Raw genomic sequence first — 21,524 nt, 5'->3', positions numbered from 1 at the left:
ATTACCGCAATATTGCCTGTAAAGCTTGCCGGGCGGCAGGCTGTACATCGTGAGGGTGCTGGTAATCAATGTTCTCAATTGCCCGGCTGTAGAGGGCAACCAGCCAGTCGTAAACATAAGCCGTGGCGGCATGAACCGGTTGTTCGCCAAGGCGTACCAGGCGTGGCGTCGTGCTGTTTACTACCGGAGTGACGAAAATAGCCTGGCCTTTACGAACACGGCTTGCCGGACGTTGAGCAGCAGGCGTCTGTTCGTATCCCAGCCAACCAACGAAATTCCCCATCACGGCATGTAACTGTGCAGCACTGCTCTTGTCCGTCTCGACAATACCCTGGAGTTGCTGAGGCAGATTCAGGCGATAGCTGCTTATGACCAGAACGTCAGCTATCTGCTGCAATACCCCAGGCTCAAGACCTAAGCGGGCAGCTGCGGCCTCGTTGCGACTCCACTGCCGCAGGTGATTGATCCAGACTTTGTGCGCCAGTCGCGCTTTGTCCTTCGTCTGGAACTGACCGCTGTTGTCCTGAGTCTGTTCGGCGAAGAGGTCAATGACATCCGTGAACAGGCCATTAACCTGTTCTTCCCGGGGTTGCTGTACCGCTAACAGTGTTTCAAATGCGCTTAACGGTGGCAAAATCCCATCGAGCAACTCACCGTGACGTGCCGCACTGCTTTGCAGCATACGCACCATGCTTTCAGCCTGAGCACGGCGGATACCAGGTTCCAGCGTCACCGGCGCAAGATAACTGTGCATTAGTGCCGACAGTTCATGCTGCAACAGTGTTTTTAGGGTATGCAGCCGGGTCTGACGTTGGGAACTGAGCGTTGCCTGAGACAACCATTCCACCACACGCTGCATGCTGTGGCTATCCAGCGCCTGTAATGTGCCCCAGCGCTGGCCTGGTTTACCCAGCAGGTGCTGGACCGCCTCATCAAGGTTTTGTTTCGTGGTAAAACGTGCGTCATGCGGAGTAATAGCCCAGACCAGTCCCGGCAAGGCGGAGTCTGCCGTAGGCTGCGTTTCTTTAACCCAGTTCAGGAGAACTTTTGCCGTTTTTGCCGTGTGCTCGTGCTGTGCGGTTGCATTGCAAATAACCAGCACATCTGGCTGAAGCTGCTGGCGATAATGTTCGAGCAACCACTGGCACTTAGCCTGAGTCAGCAGAGGAGCGCTTTGATCAGAGAAGGCCGGAATATCAATAATATCAACGTTATCCAGTACACATCCCTCTACGGGCAGCACCAGTTCACGGGTCAGGAATGCGAGAGTATCGACGGGAATACTGATGGCATTCAACATCTCTCCGTTGCTCAGTGGGTGAAGCAACGCTTCCTGTGCTTCAGAAGAGGCGAATGCACCGTGCGTGAGGAAGCCTTCGCTCGGCAGACCAAAGTTATCAACGAGCAGGCTAAGTGGTGCGGCAAGCACCTGAGCATGACTGGTCTGGTTCAGAACATGGGCCAGTTTTAGCCACTGCTGAGTTAACTCTTGTTGTTCACCCCACAGAAGTGACCACACGCTGGCGCGCGTGCTTAAATCCAGCGAGGGGACCAGCAGGGCGAACTGATGCCAGAGAGCATCATCAATTTGCTGTTTCGCACCTGGGACTGTGCTTTGCCAGAAGCGCGCAATGGCGCCCACTTCCTTTGACGTCATTCCCGGAACACCTTGCGGTTGACGCAATGCGCGCCATTTCTCAAGACGGGTTTCAATGACCGATTTATCCACCGGACGGATCTGCGGGTGGAGGGCCGTTCGGGCGATAAACAACTGTACCAGTTCAGCTTCTGTAACCAGGCTCAGACGTAACGGAAATGCTTCATCGGCAACGTCGTGGTTTTCCCGGGTGAAACGGATCGCCATATTGGTCAGGGCATGCCCCGGATTGATATGCGAGAAATAGTCAAATGTGCGCTGGCCTGGGGCAACATTCAGGCGGGCATTGCCGCTGCCACAGAGGGATGTCAACAAATGCGCTTTTGCCGCCTGGGAATGGCCATACAGGCCAATACAGGCAGGTCGGGCAAGTGCCGCGTTTATGGCGTGCTCGCGCGCTTGAACCGCATTCAACCGGGCCAGAAGTGCATCCGCATCGTTGTCCAGAATCGGGGCGTTCAGGCGCGTCTCATTAATCCACCCGATTAAGGCCTGAGTGGTGGTGGTCGTCGCTGTCATTTCAGGTATACGCTCCCGCTGTCGATCCAGTAGTGGCTGCCGCTGTGTCGGCGATCGGCCAGGGTATTCAGTTTAAATGTCAATGCATCAGCCGAAACAGGCGTGCCATCCTGAAGCCATGCATCGCTCAATTCGAACGATTCAGGGCCTTCCTGTTTCGTCCCGCCGCGCAATTTAAGGCGAACGTTCAGCACTCCGTCACCGGCGATGGTTTTTGCCAGTTCAGCAGAGTTGATGCTCAGCGTATAGAGCGGCGTGGCAGGCCAGCGTGAATTTTCCAGTTGGCGGAAACCGAGCGTCACGTTGCCACGCAGAGGGAAGTGCAGGCGGGCATCCAGTTTTGCGCCGGGTTTATCGAGGTCGATATCCTGATACCAGACGTTCTCTTCACGCAAGGTATTTACCGTGTTATCCAGTACCCCCAGATAACGCACGGTGGAGTACGCCCCAATATCAGCAGCTTTAAAATTAAACCGTGGCAGACGCAAGTCGAGCGCCAGGCTGCACAGCATGGCCCCGACGGCTGCGGTGGATTTCGGGTTTCCGATGCGACCTTGCTGGCTGAACGGATACCATTCGTGAACCTGATATTTATCCAGCCAGACAATGCGGTTGACCGGAACCGGTTGCAGGTGGCGGATCAGTGCCTGTACGCCGGGTAAACATCCCGGACGGCCGGTGATCAGCAGAATATCGCAACTGTAGTGGGAGATAGCCTCGCACACTGCATGAAGCGGGGCTGCCAGCGTGAACTGACCTGCCAGCATGGCATCCTGCATTTCACGGAAGCTGATGTGCAGCGGCACGGCAAAGAGATCGAATGCGGCTGATCCCGCCGGCAGGGCGTGGTCGATTGCCTGCTGCAAATAGTTCATCACGTTGCGGGTGGGTTTCTGGCGCAGTAAATCACCAAAGGTGGCATGCAACCCGGCAACAGGATCGTCAATATCGCTGGATTCCCAGGCCGCCAGAATCGCGTGACCGATCGGCATAAAGAGCTGAAGCGCCGTTTGCTGACGTAACACCGCCTGGGTATCAATACGCCCTGAATCCCCGAACAGCGAAGCCATCAGCAGAGAGGCATCAGCGATCCCGGATTTTTGTAACTGGGTTTGCAGGGCAGGCAGCACGTAACGCTGGATAACATCCAGCAGTGTGTCATCCCCAGCAACTTTAAAACCTTCACGGAAGAGAAGCTGTGGCGTAATTTTGACGTTATTGCCGGAACCGTCATCCAGTTGGTAGTGAGTGATCGCCATGTCCGTTGTCCCGCCGCCAATGTCGATAGACGCAACGCGCAGGCAACGACCCGGATTTACCCCCGGTTCAGGCTCGCGATCCGGTCGGGCGAGTGAGGTAAAGAACGCCTCCGTCTGACCACCAAAATGGGAGATCGCCTCGTTGTACAGCCACACCAGTTGACCGCAACTGGCTTCGTCCCACTCCATCTGAATTTCAGGGACCGGAATCACGCTTTTTTCTTGCTGCTTCCGGCTGGCAAAATCCTCGTCCTGAGGATGCCATCCCATTGCTTTCCAGACGATAGCGATCGCTTCGAACATACGGCGGCGGAAGATTTCGCGCTCTTGTTTTGGCATTGCCGAGGGCAGCGTCAGGATCAGGGTACGCAACTGGCGCGGAGAGGCCGGGAAGCCCAGACGTAAACGCGTTGCGACGCTGTTAATCTGCCCCAGTGCCTGTGCCAGTAGCTCGCAGAGCATATGGGTCATCAGCGTGCTACGGCTGTATTGCGGCGAAAAGACGGGCAGACGTTCATCCTGTGGCAACGTGAAGAGCGGTTCGCCGTCATCATTCATCAGGTTCATCAGCGGGAACGCGGTTGCAAGAGGCTCTCGCTGGGTTTTGCTGTTCATCTGGCTGAAGCGCCAGTCCTGTACAACAGGCGTTTCATCCCATAAATAACGACGAGGACTTGAGATCCCGCTGTTACCCTCTGTCCCCAGGCGCTGCATCGCCAGTTTGCGGGCTTCATCGCCAACACGAACGATTGACGGCCAGACAAAGGCATCCTCCCGGCCACTTTCAACCGAGAAGTGTTGCTTGCCGAAACGCGCTTCCGAGAACTCCAGGCGGCTGGTGAAGAGCGGTTCGTTGAGAAACTGAGGTTCGCTTAACGAACGAACCTGAAGCTCGGCGGTCTGGCGCAGACCGTCGTTTGCATCACCATGATCTTCAATAATCACGCCGCAGGTATGGGTGTTACCGACGTCGAGGATCAGGTCTACCGGAATCGCCGGCGTGCTAAGCGTATGGGTCACAAACTTGACTTCAGGCACGGTGATTTGTTCACCGAGCATGGTCAGCAGATTGAGCCAGTGGGCCTGGTACTCAAAGCTCCGCATTGCTTGCTGAAGGTCACGATCCGAACGATTTTCAACGTTGGTTGCAAACTGACTGAATGCTTCGCGCAGCCAGCCGTCTATCCAGGTTTGATCAAGGAAACTCTCTACCTCTTCATCACCCCAGGCAAGCGCAAAACGGGTTCCGTTCAGAATGTCGTTTTCAACAGGCGAGAGGGCTGATGTAGCATGCCCGGCAATCTGGCTGTCGAGCGCGAAGGTGACCCGGTGCGTATTTCCGGCACTGTCAGGGGTTTCCAGTTTACGTACCTGAACGCGCGCCCAGTTGTCTGGTCCATCAACGAAGGTTCTTGGCGGGTTAAAACGCAGGAAAGGAACGGGAAGCCAGACACCATCCAGCACAGTTAATGACTGAAGTAACGGGATAGTGCTTTCAGGTTTAACCACTTCCGGCTGACCGCCGCCAGAGACGGGCAGAGTATAGCGCCCATTCACCAGATCATAATCCAGGCGCAGCAGCGGACCGTTCGCCGTTTTACGCACGAAGCGTCCATTGCTGGCGGTGTCCTGTGGCGTCAGGCCAAAATCCAGAAATTGCACGCCGCTATTTGCAATGAGCGTAACACTTTGTTTGTAGTCGCAAAGATTTACCAGCATAGGGTCACGCACCTACTTTTTTGAACGTCAATGAAACGACGGTTTTGGCATCATAACGGGCGCTGCATTCCGCCACGTCACTGGTTCCGGCTTTGCAGGCAATCTCAGGCATAGGGTAGCGAGAACCGTCAGTGCAACGCGCATTACCGCGACTTTTGATCATCAGTTCGCCATTGCTGTGTAACCCGGAGAAAATCTCTGTGCGGCAAACGACGTTATCGCCATGAACGACACGAGCGATACCTTTGTTGTTCTGGATCTGGTAACGCAGTGACGGCGGTTTGCCTGTCACCGGGTCTTTCACATCCAGAATTGCGCGCCAGTTACCGTTCAGGAACCGGGTCGAACCGGCTTTCACCTGGCTGGCATCCATCACCATCACATCTTTCGGGATCGCCGCAATAACTACAGGCTCGGCGACAGGAGCGGGTGCTGGTTCTTTGGTTTTCGTGGCCAGAACTTCTGCCTGATGCAGCGGGAGATTCATCGCCAGCGGTTCAACAGGCTGAACAGGTTTTGGCGCAATAGCCACAGGTGCAAGAACGGGCGCTGGTTCAGGTTCGGATGACGGCGCAGGTTTTGGCCACAGCAGTGGCGCAGCAACCGCCGCGACGATCACAGCGGCTACCGGCAGGGACCACAGAGGAACGCGACGTTTTTTACGCACAGGTTCAGAAACAGGAACTGACACCGCTTCGACGACGGGCGGAATAATCACCGGTGTGGGTTCAGGTTCGTACAACTCGTCAGGTGTAATACGAACGACCGTCGCCGGGGCAATCAGCGGTTCATCAGCCTGTTCAAAGGTAATGACTGGCGTAGGTTCTGGCTCCGGATCTTCGATCTGAACGGGTTCTGGTTCCGGGATAAGTGATTCGCGCAGGCATTCGAGAACATCATCACGTGCATTCTCGTTGAGATTCACAAATCCCCAAAAGGTGATGACCGGTTTGCCATCAACCAGAAACAGGAAATTTTCACCGGGGAACTGAAAAGCTTTGGAGAGCAGGGAGCCAAAAAGCTGCTGTGCGGTTTTAGGCGACTGGAGGCACTTTTTACTCAGCGACTCTACGCTTGCAAGCGTATTTTCCAGATAGCGCAACGCACGAAAACGTTCATCTTCGTCGGCGGTTTTCCAGCTGGAGACCGCACCGTCTACAGGCGAATACCAGTCGACACGATCGCCACCATCGTTAACTTGAGGAATGGCCAGACAATCGACAATCGTCTGCTGTTTGCGTAAGCGGAGTGCTTCACGGATCTGCAATGCTGATTCAAAAGCGGCTTGTCCGCCGCCGCCAACGGCCTGAAAGTCATCCAGATTACCGCTGCGTAAAAGAGTTTTTGCCACGATTTGGTCCCATATACTTCTTCACCTCTCTACTTTACCGAAATAGAAAAGCAACCAAACGGGTGATGAGACGGCAAAAGCGGCGATTTCTTGCAGCATAGATCGTCGCAGTTATGCTTGACGAATAAGGGGACTTAAGGCAAATCAATTTTTCAGGCACTGATTGCAAAACCAGCGAAATACACTGCTTTAGAATAACCTGATAGTGTTTCGTTATTTGCCAGTCCATCGGGGCTGTGCTGTTATTACTGTTCTATATAATAAAACCGAAAGGGTTATAACCATGTCTACAGGGAAAACGCTGCTCGCTCTCGCGCTGAGCACTCTTTTACCGGCAAGTGCTGCGTGGGCGGCAAACAACGATACGATTATTTATTGCTCCGAAGCCTCACCGGAATCGTTCAATCCGCAAATTGCCAGTTCTGGCCCGTCATTTGTTGCCAGCTCTCAGGTTTTGTACAATCGCCTGATTAATTTTGATCCAGTGAAAAATACGCCAGTTCCATCCCTGGCAGAGTCGTGGACCATCTCCCCGGATGGCAAGACCTATACCTTTACCCTGCGAAAAGGGGTGAAATTCAATAGCAATAAATATTTCAAACCGACCCGTGATTTCAATGCGGATGACGTGATTTTCTCCGTCATGCGTCAGAAAGACCCTAAACACCCGTATCACAATGTGTCCCAGGGCAATTACGAATACTTTAATGACGTCGGTCTGGATAAGCTGATTCAGGATGTCAAAAAGATCGACGATTACCACGTTCAGTTTGTGCTGAGTGAACCGAATGCCGCGTTCCTGGCCGACTGGGGGATGGATTTTGCCTCTATTTTGTCTGCTGAATACGCGGATGTGATGCTGAAAAAAGGCACGCCAGAGAACGTTGATACCTGGCCAATCGGGACCGGACCTTACGTGCTTCAGCAGTACAAAGTTGACTCGCTGATCCGCTATGCAGCTAACCCGAATTACTGGGATGGCGAAGTGCCGACCAAACACCTGATCTTCTCCATCACCCCTAATGTTGAAACCCGCCTGGCGAAACTGCAGACCAATGAATGTCAGATCATTCCTGCGCCGTCACCGGTACAGTTCGATGTGATCAAAAACAACAAAGACCTGACATTGCATTCAGTGGATGCGCTCAACGTGGGGTATCTGGCCTTTAACACCGAGAAGAAACCGTTTGATAATGTGCTGGTACGCCAGGCGTTGAACTATGCCACGGATAAAAAAGCGATTGTGAATGCCGTGTTTATGGGGTCCGGTACGGTAGCAAAATCACCGATTCCACCGAATATGCTCGGCTATAACAAAGACCTCAAAGACTACAGCTACGATCCTGAAAAGGCGAAAGCGCTGCTGAAACAAGCTGGTCTTGAGCAGGGGGCTGAAGTCACGTTGTGGTCAATGCCGGTCCAGCGTCCGTATAACCCGAATTCACGCCGCATTGCGGAGATGATCCAAAGCGACTGGGCGAAAGTGGGCATTAAGGCCAAAATTGTCTCTTACGAGTGGGGGGAATATCTCTCCGGCATGCGTAAAGGCGAACACGATTCTGCGCTCTTTGGCTGGATGTCAGATAACGGCGACCCGGATAACTTTGCCGATGTACTGCTGGGCTGCAACAGTATCAAAACCGGATCCAATGCCGCGCGCTGGTGCGACAAAGGTTATGATGGCCTGGTGCAGAAAGCGAAACTGACCAGCAATCCGGCTGAGCGTGCGAAGTTGTACAGCCAGGCGCAGGACATTTTCTATCAGCAAGCACCGTGGATTGCGCTGGCGAACGGAAAAACCTTCTACGCGACCCGTAGTAATGTGACGGGCTACAGCGTAAGCCTGATGGGCAGTGATTTCTCGAAAGCAAAACTGAACTAAGTGAATGACGCGCCGGGTGAGTGACTGTGTCTGACCCGGCGCTAAACATCGCATCACCCGACATTTGAAAAGGAGTGACAATGTCACATTTAGATGAAATCATCGCGCGTGTCGATGCTGCGCTCGAAGAGAGCGTGATCACGCATATGAATGAACTGCTGATCGCCCTGAGCGATGATGCAGAGCTGAGCCGCGAAGAGCGTTTTACGCAGCAACAGCGTCTGCGTACCGCGATTGCGCATCACGGTAAGCAGCATAAAGAAGAGATGGAGGCGCGCCGCGAGCAGCTCACCAAAGGCGGCACGATCCTTTAAGCGTCAGAACTGGCGTCGGGCGACCAGCCAGGCGCCAACAACCAGCATGACTGCGCCACAAACCGGGCCGATCAGCGCCCGCAGTGGAATGCCATGACTTTTCAGTACATCCATCACCAGACCACCAATCAACTGGCTAGCCACCAGCACGGCAATTGTGGTTGCTGCGCCGACGTTTTGATACCCACTAATGCTGGCAAAAACAAAAAATGACCCTAACAGACCTGGGATCAGCGTCCACCATCGTACCGTCGAAGCCAGTTCAGTAAACCCGGCAACGCCTTGCTTAAACAGCAATATACTAACGAACAATACAATCCCGACCAGCGAGTTCAGCAGCATAGCGATAAGGATTGTGGACGAAGACTGGGTAATACGCACCATCAGCGTGTTTTGCACCACCAGACCAATCCCGGCGGCCACCAGAAAAGCGAGCGTCAGCGATTGATTCATGAGATCGCATCCGGGTCGCTGCGTTCATCTAGCTGTAGCTGCATAAAGGTCAAATCCAGCCAGCGCCCAAATTTTGTCCCTACCTGTGGCATTTGCCCGGTCGTGACAAAACCGAGTGTCTCATGCAAATGGAGCGACGCATGGTTTTGCGCCTCAATGCCAGCCACCATGACATGCTTGCCAATCGTGCGGGCTTCGATGATCAGAGCTTTCATCAGGACCCGGCCTACTCCTTTCCCCTGGTGGTCTGGGTGGACATACACCGAGTGCTCAACCGTATGGCGAAAACCGTCGAAAGCACGCCAGTCCCCGAATGAGGCATATCCCGTCACGACGCCATTTTCTTCACTGACCAGAACCGGATAACCCGCAAGAGTACGCGCTTCAAACCACGCAATGCGGTTGTCGGTATCGACGGTTTTGTCGTTCCAGATAGCTGCCGTATGCAATACCGCGTGGTTATATATTTCACCGATGGTGGCGCAATCTTCTTTACAGGCATGACGGATTATCATGATTGAACCTCTGAATGTATTGTTCACTATAGTAGTACAATTATGTCATAATATTACACGCAGGTATTAGTGCAACGCTACGGCATAAGCCATATTTTTTTGTTATGAAAACAGCATTGAAATGGTGTGCATACACTATAGTATGACGGCATGAACACTATTACAGACAATATGAATCAACGGATTAGCGCCCGAATTCGCATTGAACGCGAGTCGCGCGGATGGTCGCTGAGCGAGCTTGCCGATCGGGCTGGCGTGTCGCGCGCCATGATCCATAAGATTGAACGAGGGGATAGCAGCCCAACGGCGACGCTACTTGCGCGCTTGTCCGGTGCTTTTGGTATCAGCATGTCGATGCTGATCGCCAGAGCCGAAATGCAGGAGGGCAAACTGTTGCGTCAGGCCAATCAGCCTGTCTGGCGCGATCCCCAGACGCATTATCTTCGTCGCCATGTTTCTCCGCGTACCGATCTCCCTATTGATCTTGTCCAGGTCGAACTGCCTGCAGGCAGTGACGTGCCGATGCCTGCGTCTTCATATGCGCTGGCACGGCAACTTATCTGGCTGCAGTCCGGAGAACTGGTGTTCCAGGAGGGGGAGACCCGGCATGAGATGAAGGCTGGGGATTGCCTTGAACTGGGGCCGCCGAACGATTGCCGGTTTATCAATGAAACCGATGAAACCTGTGTTTATCTGGTCGTGCGGCTTAATCAATCTGGCTCGTAATGGTAATGCGGTCAGGAAGATAATGAGCCAGGCTCTTATGACATTTGCACGATAAGGAGCGATTTATGAGTCATTCTGCAACGCAAAACCGTCGCTGGGTTCTGGCTTCTCGCCCGCATGGCGCACCGGTGGCTGAAAATTTCCGACTGGAAGAACAACCGATCCCTGAGCTCACCGAGGGGCAGGTTCTGCTCCGAACCATCTGGTTATCGCTGGACCCGTATATGCGAGGCCGGATGAGCGATGCGCCGTCCTATTCGCCGCCAGTGGAAATTGGTGCAGTGATGGTGGGGGGAACGGTCAGTCGTGTCGAACATTCTCGCCATCCGGATTATAAACCTGGTGAATGGGTATTAGGCTATAGCGGCTGGCAAGAGTACGACGTGTCGGAGGGGAACGGGCTGGTTAAGCTTGGCGATAACCCTGAACATCCGTCATGGGCGCTGGGCATTTTAGGGATGCCGGGCTTTACCGCTTATATGGGGTTACTGGATATCGGGCAACCGAAAGCTGGTGAGACGCTGGTGGTCGCGGCCGCTACCGGCCCGGTTGGCGCAACGGTGGGGCAAATTGGCAAAATTAAAGGCTGCCGGGTAATCGGTGTGGCCGGTGGTGAAGAGAAATGTCGGTATGCCGTTGAGGTGTTGGGATTTGATCAGTGTCTGGATCACCACGCCGTTGATTTCGCGGCTCAACTGGCAAATGCCTGCCCGGACGGAATTGACGTCTATTATGAAAATGTGGGCGGCAAAGTGTTTGATGCTGTACTGCCGTTACTCAATACCTCGGCGCGAGTACCGCTCTGTGGCCTGGTCAGTGGTTATAACGCCACCGGGTTGCCGGAAGGTCCGGATCGTTTACCGTTGTTAATGGCGACGCTTCTGAAAAAACGCATTCGGATGCAGGGATTCATCATCGGGCAGGACTATGGTCATCGCATCGGCGAATTCCAGGCTGAAATGGGACGTTGGGTCACCGAGGGTAAAATCCACTATCGTGAACAGGTTACAGACGGACTTGAAAATGCACCGCAGGCATTGATTGGCCTTCTCGAAGGGAAAAACTTCGGCAAAGTGGCGATTCGCGTCGCACAGGATCACAAATAAAATCGATTATGGCGGGAATACCCGCCATATTTATTTGTGAAGATACGATATATTGTCTTTAATTAAATCAGCATAGCCTCAAGTGCCATCAGAATTGGTGAGCCAGGCATGTATAAAATTTATCATTTGTTGTATTTACTTTTTTGTGCAGTTCCCAATACCAGGCATGCAGATACAGGATATATCAAACCGACGTCGTTTTTTATACCGACGCCGAAAATAGCGTTTTGCTTTAGCTACGGGAATTGAACATGCTTGATTTGGATCATTTAGAAAAAGCGCAGCGAATCAGTCTTACTATGCAAGTTGAGGTCAGCCTGAAAGGGGCATTAATTACCGGCTCACTAAAACCAGGGGCAAGGCTGATTACCAAAGAGATTGCCGATAAATTAGGAACCAGTATCACCCCCGTCAGGGAGGCATTACTGCGTCTGGTATCGGCGGGGGCGTTGAACGCGACACCAGCCCAGGCCTTTCTTGTGCCTGAGGTGACACTGGATCGTTATAACGAAATTAATGCGATCAGAAAACAGCTTGAACCCATGGCGGTTGCTGCGGCATGTGTGCAAATGTCTGACAGCAAATTGAATGCACTGCGGGAACTCTCGGATGCTTTCCATGAGGCAATGCGTAACGGGAATGTGCAGCAGGCATTACACGCCAACCGGGTTTTCCGCTTTACGCTCTATCAATATGCGGAAATGCCGACGCTTAGCGCATTAATTGAACAGCTCTGGGTGCGTATTGGCCCATGCATTAACTATCTGCATGAAGAGCTGAACGATATCACCTCATCCCCTTATCATTATGCGGATTTGCTTTCTGCCCTCGAACGAAGGGATGTGGACGCGTGCCAAAAAGCGATTGATAAACTGATTGATGAAGCTAATGTACTTTTACAAAGGCAATATTTCAGTTAGGGGATTATTTAGTAAGGACGACATTTTTTAAATTTAAACTTTCATCTCATGAATAATTTCCTGGTGGCACTGTGTCACCGGGAACGTTATTTCATTTTCTGACTGATAAGACCAGCCCCGCTATGAAATAACGCTCCATCCTGCCGATAACGGGATAAGGCATAGTTGCCTTTTAAGGAGCCCAGGATGTTTAGTCTTAGCCAACGATTACGAAATATAAAAATGAGCAGAAAGCTTTCAGCAGGTTTTGGCGTGGTATTGCTGCTGGTAGCGATTTCGACCACCATGAGTGTGCTGCGCTTTAAAGAGATCCGCGACGTCTATCAACAAACCAATCTTATCTACAACATTAATATTGAAGTCTTTCAGGCCAAGATCAACCGCCTGAAGTACCTCTATACCGGTGATGAAAAATCGGGTCAGTTGCTGGCGAGCTATGTGAAACACGCGGCAGAGTTGGCGTCGGAAGCGAAAAAACTTGGCTGGACAACAAAAGAAGCGGCAATTGTCGATGCGATTGGCGGACATCTGGCTCGTTTCGACAGCAGTGTGGCAGAAATGCAAACTGCGATGAATGCGGTCAATGCCAATAAAGACGATTCAGCGGCAGCACAGGCACTGAAAGTCGCTGAGGATAAGGTCAAATCAGCCGGGGATGATAGCAGTGCTGCCATCAGAGAGATCATTGTGCTGGTGAAAGCCCATAATGACGCGCTGGCTTACAGCTCAAGTACGATCACAGCGATCGTGGGCATTGTGGCGATTCTGTTTGGGGTCCTGGTGTCATGGTGGGTGACCCGGCAGATCACTCGTCCGGTGAAACATAACCTGCTACTGGCGGAACGCATCGCCAGCGGCGATCTGAGTTCGGATATCCGCCCTCAGGGTGATGATGAGTTAGGGAAGCTAACCGGGGCCATGGGGCGGATGAACGACAAACTGCGCGCAATGATCGGTGAAGTGCGCAGTAGTGTGACTCAGGTATCTCAGGCTGCGAGCGATATCGCAGAAGGAAATACCGATCTCTCCTCACGAACCGAACAACAGGCGGCTGCCGTTGTGGAAACGGCTGCCAGCATGGAAGAGTTAACGGCGACAGTGAAAAATAACGCCGATAACGCTCGTCATGCCAGCAAACTGGCGGCAGAAGCATCGCAAACCGCCACCCACGGTGGACGCGTGATGCGCGACGTTGTCAGTACTATGAGTGATATCAATTCCAGCTCGCAGAAAATTGCCGACATCACCGCAGTCATTAACAGCATTGCTTTCCAGACTAATATTCTGGCGTTGAACGCGGCAGTCGAAGCGGCTCGTGCCGGTGAGCAGGGACGGGGTTTCGCCGTCGTGGCAAGTGAAGTGCGCAGCCTGTCGCAGCGCAGTTCGCAAGCGGCCAGGGATATCGAACAGCTGATCAGCGAATCGGTTTCCCGTATCACGACAGGCAGCGATCTGGTAGTGAAAGCGGGTCAGACGATGGAGCAGGTGGTGGAATCGGTGACGCGTGTGAATGACATCATGGGGGAGATCTCATCAGCCTCTGAGGAGCAGAGTCGCGGGATAGAACAGATTTCTCGTGCGGTCATGGAACTGGATACGACGACACAGCAGAATGCATCGTTGGTGGGGGCCTCCTCAACAGCGGCAGGGGCGCTGGAAGATCAGGCGCGTCTGTTGCAGGACCTTGTCGCGGCGTTCCGCCTGGAACATCACGCGCAAGTGGCATAAAAATATTCCCGGCAGCGCGCGGCTGCCGGGTTGTTTCTTACTCGAAACGATATGAAACGCTCATGCCCACGCCATAGTTGCGGCCTGGAGCCGGCTCGTAATAACGCCCGTTTGACTCATTTACGATAACCGATCCGACATATTCACGATCAAACAGGTTGTCGACTCGCCCGAAGACGTCCATTCCCCAGTTGCCGTAATTGAATTTATAACCGGTATTCAGCCCCACGGTCGTGTACGACGGCGCTTTTGCCGTGTTCTCGTCGTCGGCCATGATATCACTCATGTAGCGAACATCCGTTCCGGCATACCAGCCCTCTTCAGGCTGCCAGCCAAACGAAGCATATCCCATATTACGGGCGATGCCTGGCATACGGTTACCATTGCAGTCAGCGTCACTGCACACGTTGGTTCTGTAGGTGGCATCCAGGTAGGTCCATGCCATTTTCAGCTTCCAGTTGTCAGCAAACTGCTGATCGACTGAGACTTCAGCACCCTGGCGACGTGTTTCCCCGGCATTTTTATAGCTTGTACGGCCGCCGGAACTGGCGTCAACCACGATCTCGTCGTCCGTATCGGTACGGAACAGCGCCGCGGTCAGCAGACCATTTCCTATACGGGTTTTGCTGCCCACTTCATAGGTATTGTTGGTGGATGGCTTCAGGCCTATATTCAGCCCACCCTGGTTATCAGCGCGGTAAGAGAGTTCATTGATGGTAGGGGTTTCAAAACCGCGTCCCGCGGCGGCATACAGATTCCAGCTATCGGTCACCGCATACTTCACCGACCCCGCCGGAAGCCATTTGTGGTAACTCGCGTCACCGCTGTCATCACCATTGCCTGGGGTGACATAATGATCGTTGGAATCAAACCACACGGAGCTATAGCGAACGCCTGCATCCACCGACAGTTTTTGTGTCAACTGCCAGCTGGTTTGCAGATAGGGATCGACGTTCCACATCAGGTTACGTTCGCTACGGCGTTTTTCCCCTTTTACGCCATAATCGGGTACGCCGTTATCCATCACAAAGTTCTGATAACCGCGACGGTCTTCGCTCATATTTTCATAGTTAAGCCCGGTGGTGAACGTCACTGGAACCAGGAGCTCACCGCGATGCGTCCAGCGGGTATCAATCCCCTGATAGTGGCGCTGCATGTCAATCACGCCGCCGGAATGGCTGGCTTTAAGCTGTGGCTGATACGGAATCGACTGGTATTGCGTCATTTCACGCTCACCGGCGTACATCATTACGCTGAGATCGTCCTGGGCGCTCAACTGGCGCTCATAACGCAGACCGGCCTGCGTTTGTTTAATCGTTTTACGCGTGTTGTATTGTTCTCCGCGCGGAGACTGGCGCGGATTGTTCCGCCACTCCTGATAGTCCAGCCCGCCAGGATCATTGGCTTTCATGTCCACGCTGTTAAAAATCAGGCTCAGTTTGCTGGCATCATCGATACGCACGCCCAGTTTGGCGTTGGCGAGGTTTTTACGCGCACCGCTATGGTCACGATAACCTTTCGTCGTCAGGCGGGTCGTTGAAACGGTGTAATCCACGTCCCCTGGGTGCGTGCCATCTCCCAGTGCACCTGTCGCTTTCATCCCGTAGCGCCAGGTTCCGTAACTGCCGTAATAGCTGCTGGCCTCAAGGGTTGGCGGCTGTTTTCCGGTCTGAGTGTTGATATTAATGACACCGCCGGATGCGTTACCGTACAGGGAAGAGAAGGGGCCGCGTAAGACTTCAACGCTCTCGACGCTTGAGAGATCAATGTTAGAGGTCTGGCCTTGCCCATCAGGCATGGTGGCCGGAATACCATCCACATACATACGAATACCGCGCACACCAAAAGTTGAACGTGCACCGAATCCGCGCATTGAGAGTTGCAGATCCTGGGCATAGTTTTGGCGGTTCTGAATTTGCAGGCCTGGGACGCTTCCGAGTGATTCTGAGAGGTTAATGCGCGGCATTGCCTGGCGCATATCGTCGCCATTCACGACGCTGACCGCCGCAGGAGTGTCCAGCTCCGATACGGTCTGTGGTGCGGCGCTGACGATCATGGTTTGTTCTTCTGCTGCCGTCACCGTCAGAGGGGAGAGAATGGCAGGAACCAACAACAAGGGAAGCGTTGCCTTACTGGCAGAAATGATTTTCATGAAATAAACCGGTTAAGGATAAGAAACGAACCAAATGGAACATGTGCATACATGTTAAATCTTTTGTAAATGTTTTGAAAACTATAACCGCACATTGCGTTAATGTAAGTCTCGGCGGGAAAGAAATACTCCACATTTAACAGATTAATGATTACTATTCTCATTAATACAACGGTAAAGCCATGACTTTACCTGCAGGAAGCGATGTCAGCAGTACACCCCTCTTATAAAAAGGAATTGTTATGTCTTTACGTCATCTGTGCTCGCCGCGTCTGCGGAGTTCTCTGCTGTTAGGATCATTACTGTTCGCCGGAACCTTCCAGGTTCAGGCCGCAGAAGACATGCTGCGTAAAGCGGTAGGCAAAGGCGCTTATGAAATGGCCCTCAGCCAACAGGAGAATGCGCTGTGGGTTGCGACGTCGCAAAGCCGTAAAACCGATAAAGGCGGTATTGTTTATCGCCTGGATCCGGTCACGCTGGATGTCACACAAGTGATTCATAACGATCTGAAGCCGTTTGGCGCAACCATTAACAATGCCACGCAGACACTGTGGTTCGGGAATACCACCAGCAGCGCCGTGACGGCTATTGATGCGAAGACGGGTGACGTGAAAGGACGTCTGGTGTTGGACGATCGTCAACGTAGCGAAACGGTCAAACCGCTGCAGCCGCGTCAACTGGTGGCGGATGACACCACCAATACCGTCTATATCTCCGGGATCGGCAAAGAGAGCGTGATTTGGGTTATTGATGGCGCAACGCTGAAGCTGAAAGACACCATTGCCAATACCGGGACGTTCAGCACCGGGCTGGCCCTGGATGCGCAGGCTAAACGTCTGTATACCACCAATGCGGATGGTGAACTGCTGACCATTGATACAGCAACGAACAAGATACTGAGCCGCAAAAAAGTTCAGGACGACGGAAAAGAGCATTTCTATCTGAACCTGAGCCTCGACACGGACGGACAGCGGGCATTCCTGACCGATTCAAAACAGCCGGAAGTGCTGGTTGTGAGCCTGAAAGATGGCAAGGTACTTGAGAAGATCGCCGCGCCAGAATCGCTGGCGGTGCTGTTTAACCCAACCCGCAATGAAGTCTATGTGACGCACCGTGAAGCCGGTAAGGTGAGCGTCATTGACGCGAAAAGCTATAAAGTGACCAAAACCTTTGATACGCCGGTGCACCCGAACAGCCTTGCGCTTTCGGCCGATGGCAAGACGCTGTATGTGACGGTGAAACAGAAATCCAGCCGTCAGCAGGAAGCGACTCTGCCGGATGATGTGATTCGTATTACGCTGTAAAAACGCGATAAGCGATAAAAGAAAAGGGAAGGCATTTGCCTTCCCTTTTTTAATGATTAACGTGAGGTCTCTTCAATCAGTGACGCGTCGCGTTTTTCATCGTCCGGGTGAACCGGCGCGGTGCTCTGAATTTCCTGAACGCGCTTACGCACGCCAAACCAGCCAGCTACCAACAGTACGGCCAACAGTGGGATGGTCGCAATGGTGTAAGTCCCGTTCGGGTAGTCAAACGCCATCAGGACCAGCACGCTGAACAGGAACAGCAGCGTTAACCACGAGGTGAACGGTGCGCCAGGTAATTTAAAGCGCACATCCTCTGCTTTACCTTCTTTGATCGCCTGACGCAGACGCATCTGGCAGACCACGATGAAGGCCCAGGAGGCGATAATGCCCAACGCCGCCACGTTCAGTACAATCTCAAAGACCTGAGACGGAACCAGATAGTTCAGGAACACACCGAACACATAGATGACGAGTGTCGCGAGGATGCCAGCGTAAGGGACCTGTTGCTTGCTCATCTTCGACATGAACTTAGGCGCAGAACCGCCCATCGACATGGAGCGCAGAATACGGCCCGTTGAGTAGAGACCGGAGTTAAGGCTGGACAGCGCAGCTGTCAGAACCACGATGTTCATCACACTGCCCACGTACGGTACGCCCAGTTTGGAGAAGAAGGTCACGAACGGACTTTGACCTGCCTGATAGGCATTCCATGGCAGCAACAGAACCAGCAACACAACGGAGCCAACATAGAACAGGCCGATACGCCAGATCACACTGTTGATGGCTTTCGGAACCATGGTCTGCGGATCTTTGCATTCGCCCGCCGCTGTACCGACCAGTTCAATAGAGGCAAAGGCAAAGACCACACCCTGAACCAGCACCAGGGCAGGCATCAGGCCATGCGGGAAGAATCCGCCGTTGTCGGTTATCAGGTGGAAGCCGGTGGCATTTCCATCGAGCGGCTTACCGCTGCCAAGGAATATCGTGCCGACCACCAGGAACACAACAATCGCCAGCACTTTAACCAAGGCAAACCAGAACTCCATCTCGGCGAACCATTTCACGCCGATCATGTTCATGGTCCCGACAATGGCCAGTGCGCCCAGGGCGAATACCCACTGTGGCACATCGCCAAATGCACCCCAATAGTGCATATACAGAGCGACCGCGGTGATATCAACGATTCCGGTCATGGCCCAGTTGACGAAGTACATCCAGCCGGCAACGTAGGCTGCTTTTTCGCCGAGGAACTCACGGGCATAGGAGACAAAACTGCCGCTGGAAGGGCGATGCAAAACCAGTTCGCCAAGCGCCCGAAGAATGAAGAAGGAGAAGATCCCGCACACCAGATAAACCAGGGCGAGAGCAGGGCCTGCCATTTGCAGACGTGCGCCTGCACCTAAAAACAGACCTGTACCAATTGCGCCACCGATGGCGATCATCTGTACCTGACGGTTACCCATCGCTTTGTGATAGCCCTCTTCATGAGAGTTCAACCAGCGACGTTTCGCAGCATGATGTTCTGCTGCGCTTTTATTGCTTGTTTTCATTGAGTTACCTGTTTGCCTGTCTGAACCATTTTTGTGATAGTCGTCTCTGGCAGAAGGCGAAACAAACGATTGCCTCTGCACAGACACATGTTGCCTTTCCAGTCATTCTGCGTATGGATAAGGCAAAACATGGCGAAGCATCCTACCCGCAATTGATAAGCGACGCAAAATATAACCGGGACGAAAGTGATGCGTGTCGAAGGAAATTGTGTGGTCAGAGCTGATGGGGATCACAACGCGCTGAATCGTGGCCAGTTTTTAGACAAACTCGCCATGCAGTTGCTGCTTTAATCATCAGTGTGGCTTGATAATTACACAATGTTATTGATGAGTTGTATTCATAAGGACAAACACATAAATACTGTAGTGGTCATAAAAAAATGCGCCTAGAGTAAAAAATCAGAAAAAGACGCAGGAGGTGAAGGATGCAGCAACGACAATTAGGGCAAAACGGATTAACGGTTTCGGCTCTGGGTTTGGGGTGCATGGGACTGAGTTTTGGCTATGGCCCAGCCACGGAGAAACAGCAGGCTATTTCGCTTATTCGCGCCGCTGTCGATCGCGGTGTCACCTTGTTCGATACCGCTGAAATCTACGGCCCGTTTACCAACGAAGAGGTGGTCGGGGAAGCGCTGGCTTCGGTGCGTGACAAGGTGGTCATTGCCACAAAATTCGGTTTTGACTGCGATCAACCCGGCCAGGTGCTCAACAGCCGCCCGGCACATATTCGTGCAGCGGTGGAAGGGTCATTAAAACGGCTGAAAACGGACTATATCGATCTCTATTATCAACACCGTGTTGATCCTGACGTCCCTGTGGAAGAGGTTGCAGGAACCATTGCCGATCTGATCGCCGAAGGCAAAGTGAAACATTTTGGTCTGTCCGAAGCCGGTGTCGACACCATTCGTCGTGCTCATGCGGTTTGCCCGGTGGCTGCGTTACAGAGTGAGTATTCGTTGTGGTGGCGTCAGCCTGAAGAGGCGATCCTGCCGCTGCTGGCGGAGCTGAATATTGGCTTTGTGCCGTTTAGTCCGTTAGGCAAAGGTTTCCTGACCGGTGCGATTAATGCGCAAACGACCTTCGACAGCAGTGATTTTCGTAATGTCGTGCCGCGTTTTAGCGAAGCGTCACGCCAGGCGAATCAGCAACTGGTGGAGGTGGTAAAACGCCTGGCGGCAGAACAGGGGGTTACGCCAGCACAAATTGCGCTGGCGTGGCTTTTGGCTAAAGCACCGTGGATTGTGCCCATTCCGGGAACAACCAGGCTTCACCGGCTGGAGGAGAACCTGGGCGCGGCTGATGTGACGCTGTCACAAAAGGCGCTGGACAATATTAATCGTGCGCTGGCGGAAATTGATGTGGTGGGCGAGCGTTATCCTAAACATCTGCAGGCGCGCGTGGGGAAATAACCTGGCGATTACGTAAAGCATCGACCAGAAGCGCAAAGGCAGTGGTGTGCTGCCGACGACTTGGGTAATAGAGATGATACCCATCGAACGGCTGACACCACGCCTTTAACACCTGGATCAAACGTCCTTCTGCAATAGCCTCCTGAACCGCATCTTCCGGCACATAGGCAAGCCCTAATCCCGATTCAGCGGCATCGATCCGCTGAGGCAGATTATTCAGTGTGAGTTGCCCATCGACCCGTACGCGTATTTCACGGCCATCGCGTTCAAATTCCCAGGCGTACAAACCGCCGCGCGTCGGCAAACGCATATTAATGCAACGGTGCTGCTCAAGCTGTTCCGGCGATTCCGGCACGCCGAAACGTTCAAGATAATCGGCAGAACCCACTACGGCCATCCGCATATCCGGGGCGATGCGAACGGCAATCATATCTTTTGCCACCTGTTCACCCAGACGCACGCCCGCGTCAAATCGCCCGTCAACAATGTCCGTCAGACCATTATCCACCGTGACCTCAATATGAATATCGGGGTATTGCACCATAAATGGCTTCAATACTGGCCACAATACGTAGGTCATCGCGTGTTCCCCGGCGGTGATGCGAATATTCCCGGCAGGCTTGTCACGCATATCTCGCAGTGCGGTAAGTTCTTGTTCGATCTCCAGCAGATGCGGGCTTAAACGCATGAACAGTTGTTCACCGGCTTCAGTGGGGGCAACGCTGCGGGTGGTTCGGGTCAGTAGACGCACATCCAGGCGCGCTTCCAGATTACGCATGGCATGGCTCAATGCCGACTGTGAAACCCCCAGTTGTGCCGCGGCGCGCGTAAAACTGCGTTCACGGGCGACGACCATAAACGAGAGAAGATCGTTGAAATTATCTTTTAGCATCGTGAGTGACCCGACTTATGAATTACGTTCATGGTTCCTTTCTGATTATGCAGTCTAATGCTCTC

General features: G+C 53.1%; 16 protein-coding genes. 8 read left to right on the top strand and 8 right to left on the bottom strand.

The genetic code is table 11. The annotated features are described in order from the left end of the window. Nucleotide 1: 1 nt before the first annotated feature. From GF617_RS04545 to GF617_RS04535, 3 genes are read right to left on the bottom strand one after another with little or no spacing between them, the layout of a single operon-like run. Nucleotides 2–2,176, bottom strand: a complete 2,175-nt coding sequence (locus GF617_RS04545; RefSeq protein ID WP_203451184.1) for a virulence factor SrfC family protein — start codon at nt 2,174–2,176, stop codon at nt 2–4. After that, nucleotides 2,173–5,154, bottom strand: coding sequence for a virulence factor SrfB (locus GF617_RS04540; protein WP_181623636.1), 2,982 nt, complete (start codon nt 5,152–5,154; stop codon nt 2,173–2,175). The genes GF617_RS04545 and GF617_RS04540 overlap by 4 nt, the downstream gene beginning before the upstream one ends. Before the next feature lie 4 nt (nt 5,155–5,158). After that, nucleotides 5,159–6,505 (bottom strand): SrfA family protein, encoded by a 1,347-nt coding sequence (locus GF617_RS04535; protein WP_203451183.1) that lies wholly within the window; start codon nt 6,503–6,505, stop codon nt 5,159–5,161. Between the two features lie 283 nt (nt 6,506–6,788). Between GF617_RS04535 and GF617_RS04530 the strand changes: the two genes are divergently transcribed. Then, the gene (locus GF617_RS04530) at nt 6,789–8,387 is read left to right on the top strand and encodes an ABC transporter substrate-binding protein (RefSeq protein ID WP_181623634.1); all 1,599 of its coding nucleotides are present in this window, start codon (nt 6,789–6,791) and stop codon (nt 8,385–8,387) included. Between the two features lie 80 nt (nt 8,388–8,467). After that, nucleotides 8,468–8,701, top strand: coding sequence for a YdcY family protein (locus tag GF617_RS04525; protein ID WP_203451182.1), 234 nt, complete (start codon nt 8,468–8,470; stop codon nt 8,699–8,701). Between the two features lie 3 nt (nt 8,702–8,704). Here GF617_RS04525 and GF617_RS04520 read toward each other — a convergent pair whose 3' ends face one another. Together GF617_RS04520 and GF617_RS04515 are read right to left on the bottom strand one after the other, a co-directional pair. Next, the gene (locus tag GF617_RS04520; protein ID WP_181623632.1) at nt 8,705–9,154 is read right to left on the bottom strand and encodes a DMT family transporter; all 450 of its coding nucleotides are present in this window, start codon (nt 9,152–9,154) and stop codon (nt 8,705–8,707) included. Further along, a complete protein-coding gene (locus tag GF617_RS04515; protein ID WP_203451181.1) occupies nt 9,151–9,669 on the bottom strand; it encodes a GNAT family N-acetyltransferase in 519 nt (172 codons plus the stop codon). The genes GF617_RS04520 and GF617_RS04515 overlap by 4 nt, the downstream gene beginning before the upstream one ends. 150 nt (nt 9,670–9,819) lie before the next feature. Here GF617_RS04515 and GF617_RS04510 point away from each other — a divergent pair, with 150 nt between their 5' ends. From GF617_RS04510 to GF617_RS04495, 4 genes are all read left to right on the top strand, one after another. Continuing rightward, on the top strand, nt 9,820–10,395 hold the full coding sequence (locus GF617_RS04510; RefSeq protein WP_181623630.1) for an XRE family transcriptional regulator: 576 nt from the start codon (nt 9,820–9,822) through the stop codon (nt 10,393–10,395). A gap of 65 nt (nt 10,396–10,460) precedes the next feature. After that, entirely contained in the window at nt 10,461–11,501 is a 1,041-nt protein-coding gene (locus GF617_RS04505) for an NADP-dependent oxidoreductase (protein WP_181623629.1), read from the top strand. A gap of 251 nt (nt 11,502–11,752) precedes the next feature. Next, nucleotides 11,753–12,421 carry a GntR family transcriptional regulator gene (locus GF617_RS04500; protein WP_181623628.1) on the top strand — a complete coding sequence of 223 codons (669 nt, stop codon included), beginning with the start codon at nt 11,753–11,755 and terminating at the stop codon, nt 12,419–12,421. A 186-nt stretch (nt 12,422–12,607) separates the two neighbouring features. Then, complete coding sequence (locus GF617_RS04495; RefSeq protein WP_203451180.1) at nt 12,608–14,149, top strand: methyl-accepting chemotaxis protein; 1,542 nt, start codon at nt 12,608–12,610, stop codon at nt 14,147–14,149. Nucleotides 14,150–14,186: 37 nt separating this feature from the next. Here GF617_RS04495 and pqqU read toward each other — a convergent pair whose 3' ends face one another. Continuing rightward, a complete protein-coding gene (gene pqqU, locus GF617_RS04490) occupies nt 14,187–16,301 on the bottom strand; it encodes a TonB-dependent receptor PqqU (protein WP_181623626.1) in 2,115 nt (704 codons plus the stop codon). 242 nt (nt 16,302–16,543) lie between these two features. Here pqqU and GF617_RS04485 point away from each other — a divergent pair, with 242 nt between their 5' ends. Then, nucleotides 16,544–17,605 (top strand): YncE family protein, encoded by a 1,062-nt coding sequence (locus GF617_RS04485; protein ID WP_203451179.1) that lies wholly within the window; start codon nt 16,544–16,546, stop codon nt 17,603–17,605. Nucleotides 17,606–17,661: 56 nt separating this feature from the next. Here GF617_RS04485 and ansP read toward each other — a convergent pair whose 3' ends face one another. Further along, nucleotides 17,662–19,158, bottom strand: coding sequence for an L-asparagine permease (gene ansP, locus GF617_RS04480; RefSeq protein WP_181623624.1), 1,497 nt, complete (start codon nt 19,156–19,158; stop codon nt 17,662–17,664). Between the two features lie 425 nt (nt 19,159–19,583). Here ansP and GF617_RS04475 point away from each other — a divergent pair, with 425 nt between their 5' ends. Next, on the top strand, nt 19,584–20,567 hold the full coding sequence (locus tag GF617_RS04475) for an aldo/keto reductase (protein WP_181623623.1): 984 nt from the start codon (nt 19,584–19,586) through the stop codon (nt 20,565–20,567). Here the strand turns inward: GF617_RS04475 and GF617_RS04470 are convergent. Beyond that, on the bottom strand, nt 20,536–21,459 hold the full coding sequence (locus GF617_RS04470; RefSeq protein WP_203451178.1) for a LysR family transcriptional regulator: 924 nt from the start codon (nt 21,457–21,459) through the stop codon (nt 20,536–20,538). The genes GF617_RS04475 and GF617_RS04470 overlap by 32 nt on opposite strands. Nucleotides 21,460–21,524: the final 65 nt, after the last annotated feature.

The organism is Lelliottia sp. RWM.1 (assembly GCF_016859735.1).
GTDB lineage: Bacteria > Pseudomonadota > Gammaproteobacteria > Enterobacterales > Enterobacteriaceae > Enterobacter.
Note: the sequence above shows the minus strand (reverse complement) of the source record. Positions and strands in the feature narration are given on the sequence as shown.

What these genes read in the sequence shown, in the direction of transcription:
- GF617_RS04545 (WP_203451184.1), bottom strand. Translation starts at nt 2,176, where the DNA reads ATGACAGCGACGACCACCACCACTCAGGCCTTAATCGGGTGGATTAAT.
- GF617_RS04540 (WP_181623636.1), bottom strand. Translation starts at nt 5,154, where the DNA reads ATGCTGGTAAATCTTTGCGACTACAAACAAAGTGTTACGCTCATTGCA.
- GF617_RS04530 (WP_181623634.1), top strand. Translation starts at nt 6,789, where the DNA reads ATGTCTACAGGGAAAACGCTGCTCGCTCTCGCGCTGAGCACTCTTTTA.
- GF617_RS04525 (WP_203451182.1), top strand. Translation starts at nt 8,468, where the DNA reads ATGTCACATTTAGATGAAATCATCGCGCGTGTCGATGCTGCGCTCGAA.
- GF617_RS04520 (WP_181623632.1), bottom strand. Translation starts at nt 9,154, where the DNA reads ATGAATCAATCGCTGACGCTCGCTTTTCTGGTGGCCGCCGGGATTGGT.
- GF617_RS04515 (WP_203451181.1), bottom strand. Translation starts at nt 9,669, where the DNA reads ATGATAATCCGTCATGCCTGTAAAGAAGATTGCGCCACCATCGGTGAA.
- GF617_RS04510 (WP_181623630.1), top strand. Translation starts at nt 9,820, where the DNA reads ATGAACACTATTACAGACAATATGAATCAACGGATTAGCGCCCGAATT.
- GF617_RS04505 (WP_181623629.1), top strand. Translation starts at nt 10,461, where the DNA reads ATGAGTCATTCTGCAACGCAAAACCGTCGCTGGGTTCTGGCTTCTCGC.
- GF617_RS04500 (WP_181623628.1), top strand. Translation starts at nt 11,753, where the DNA reads ATGCTTGATTTGGATCATTTAGAAAAAGCGCAGCGAATCAGTCTTACT.
- GF617_RS04495 (WP_203451180.1), top strand. Translation starts at nt 12,608, where the DNA reads ATGTTTAGTCTTAGCCAACGATTACGAAATATAAAAATGAGCAGAAAG.
- pqqU (WP_181623626.1), bottom strand. Translation starts at nt 16,301, where the DNA reads ATGAAAATCATTTCTGCCAGTAAGGCAACGCTTCCCTTGTTGTTGGTT.
- GF617_RS04485 (WP_203451179.1), top strand. Translation starts at nt 16,544, where the DNA reads ATGTCTTTACGTCATCTGTGCTCGCCGCGTCTGCGGAGTTCTCTGCTG.
- ansP (WP_181623624.1), bottom strand. Translation starts at nt 19,158, where the DNA reads ATGAAAACAAGCAATAAAAGCGCAGCAGAACATCATGCTGCGAAACGT.
- GF617_RS04475 (WP_181623623.1), top strand. Translation starts at nt 19,584, where the DNA reads ATGCAGCAACGACAATTAGGGCAAAACGGATTAACGGTTTCGGCTCTG.
- GF617_RS04470 (WP_203451178.1), bottom strand. Translation starts at nt 21,459, where the DNA reads ATGCTAAAAGATAATTTCAACGATCTTCTCTCGTTTATGGTCGTCGCC.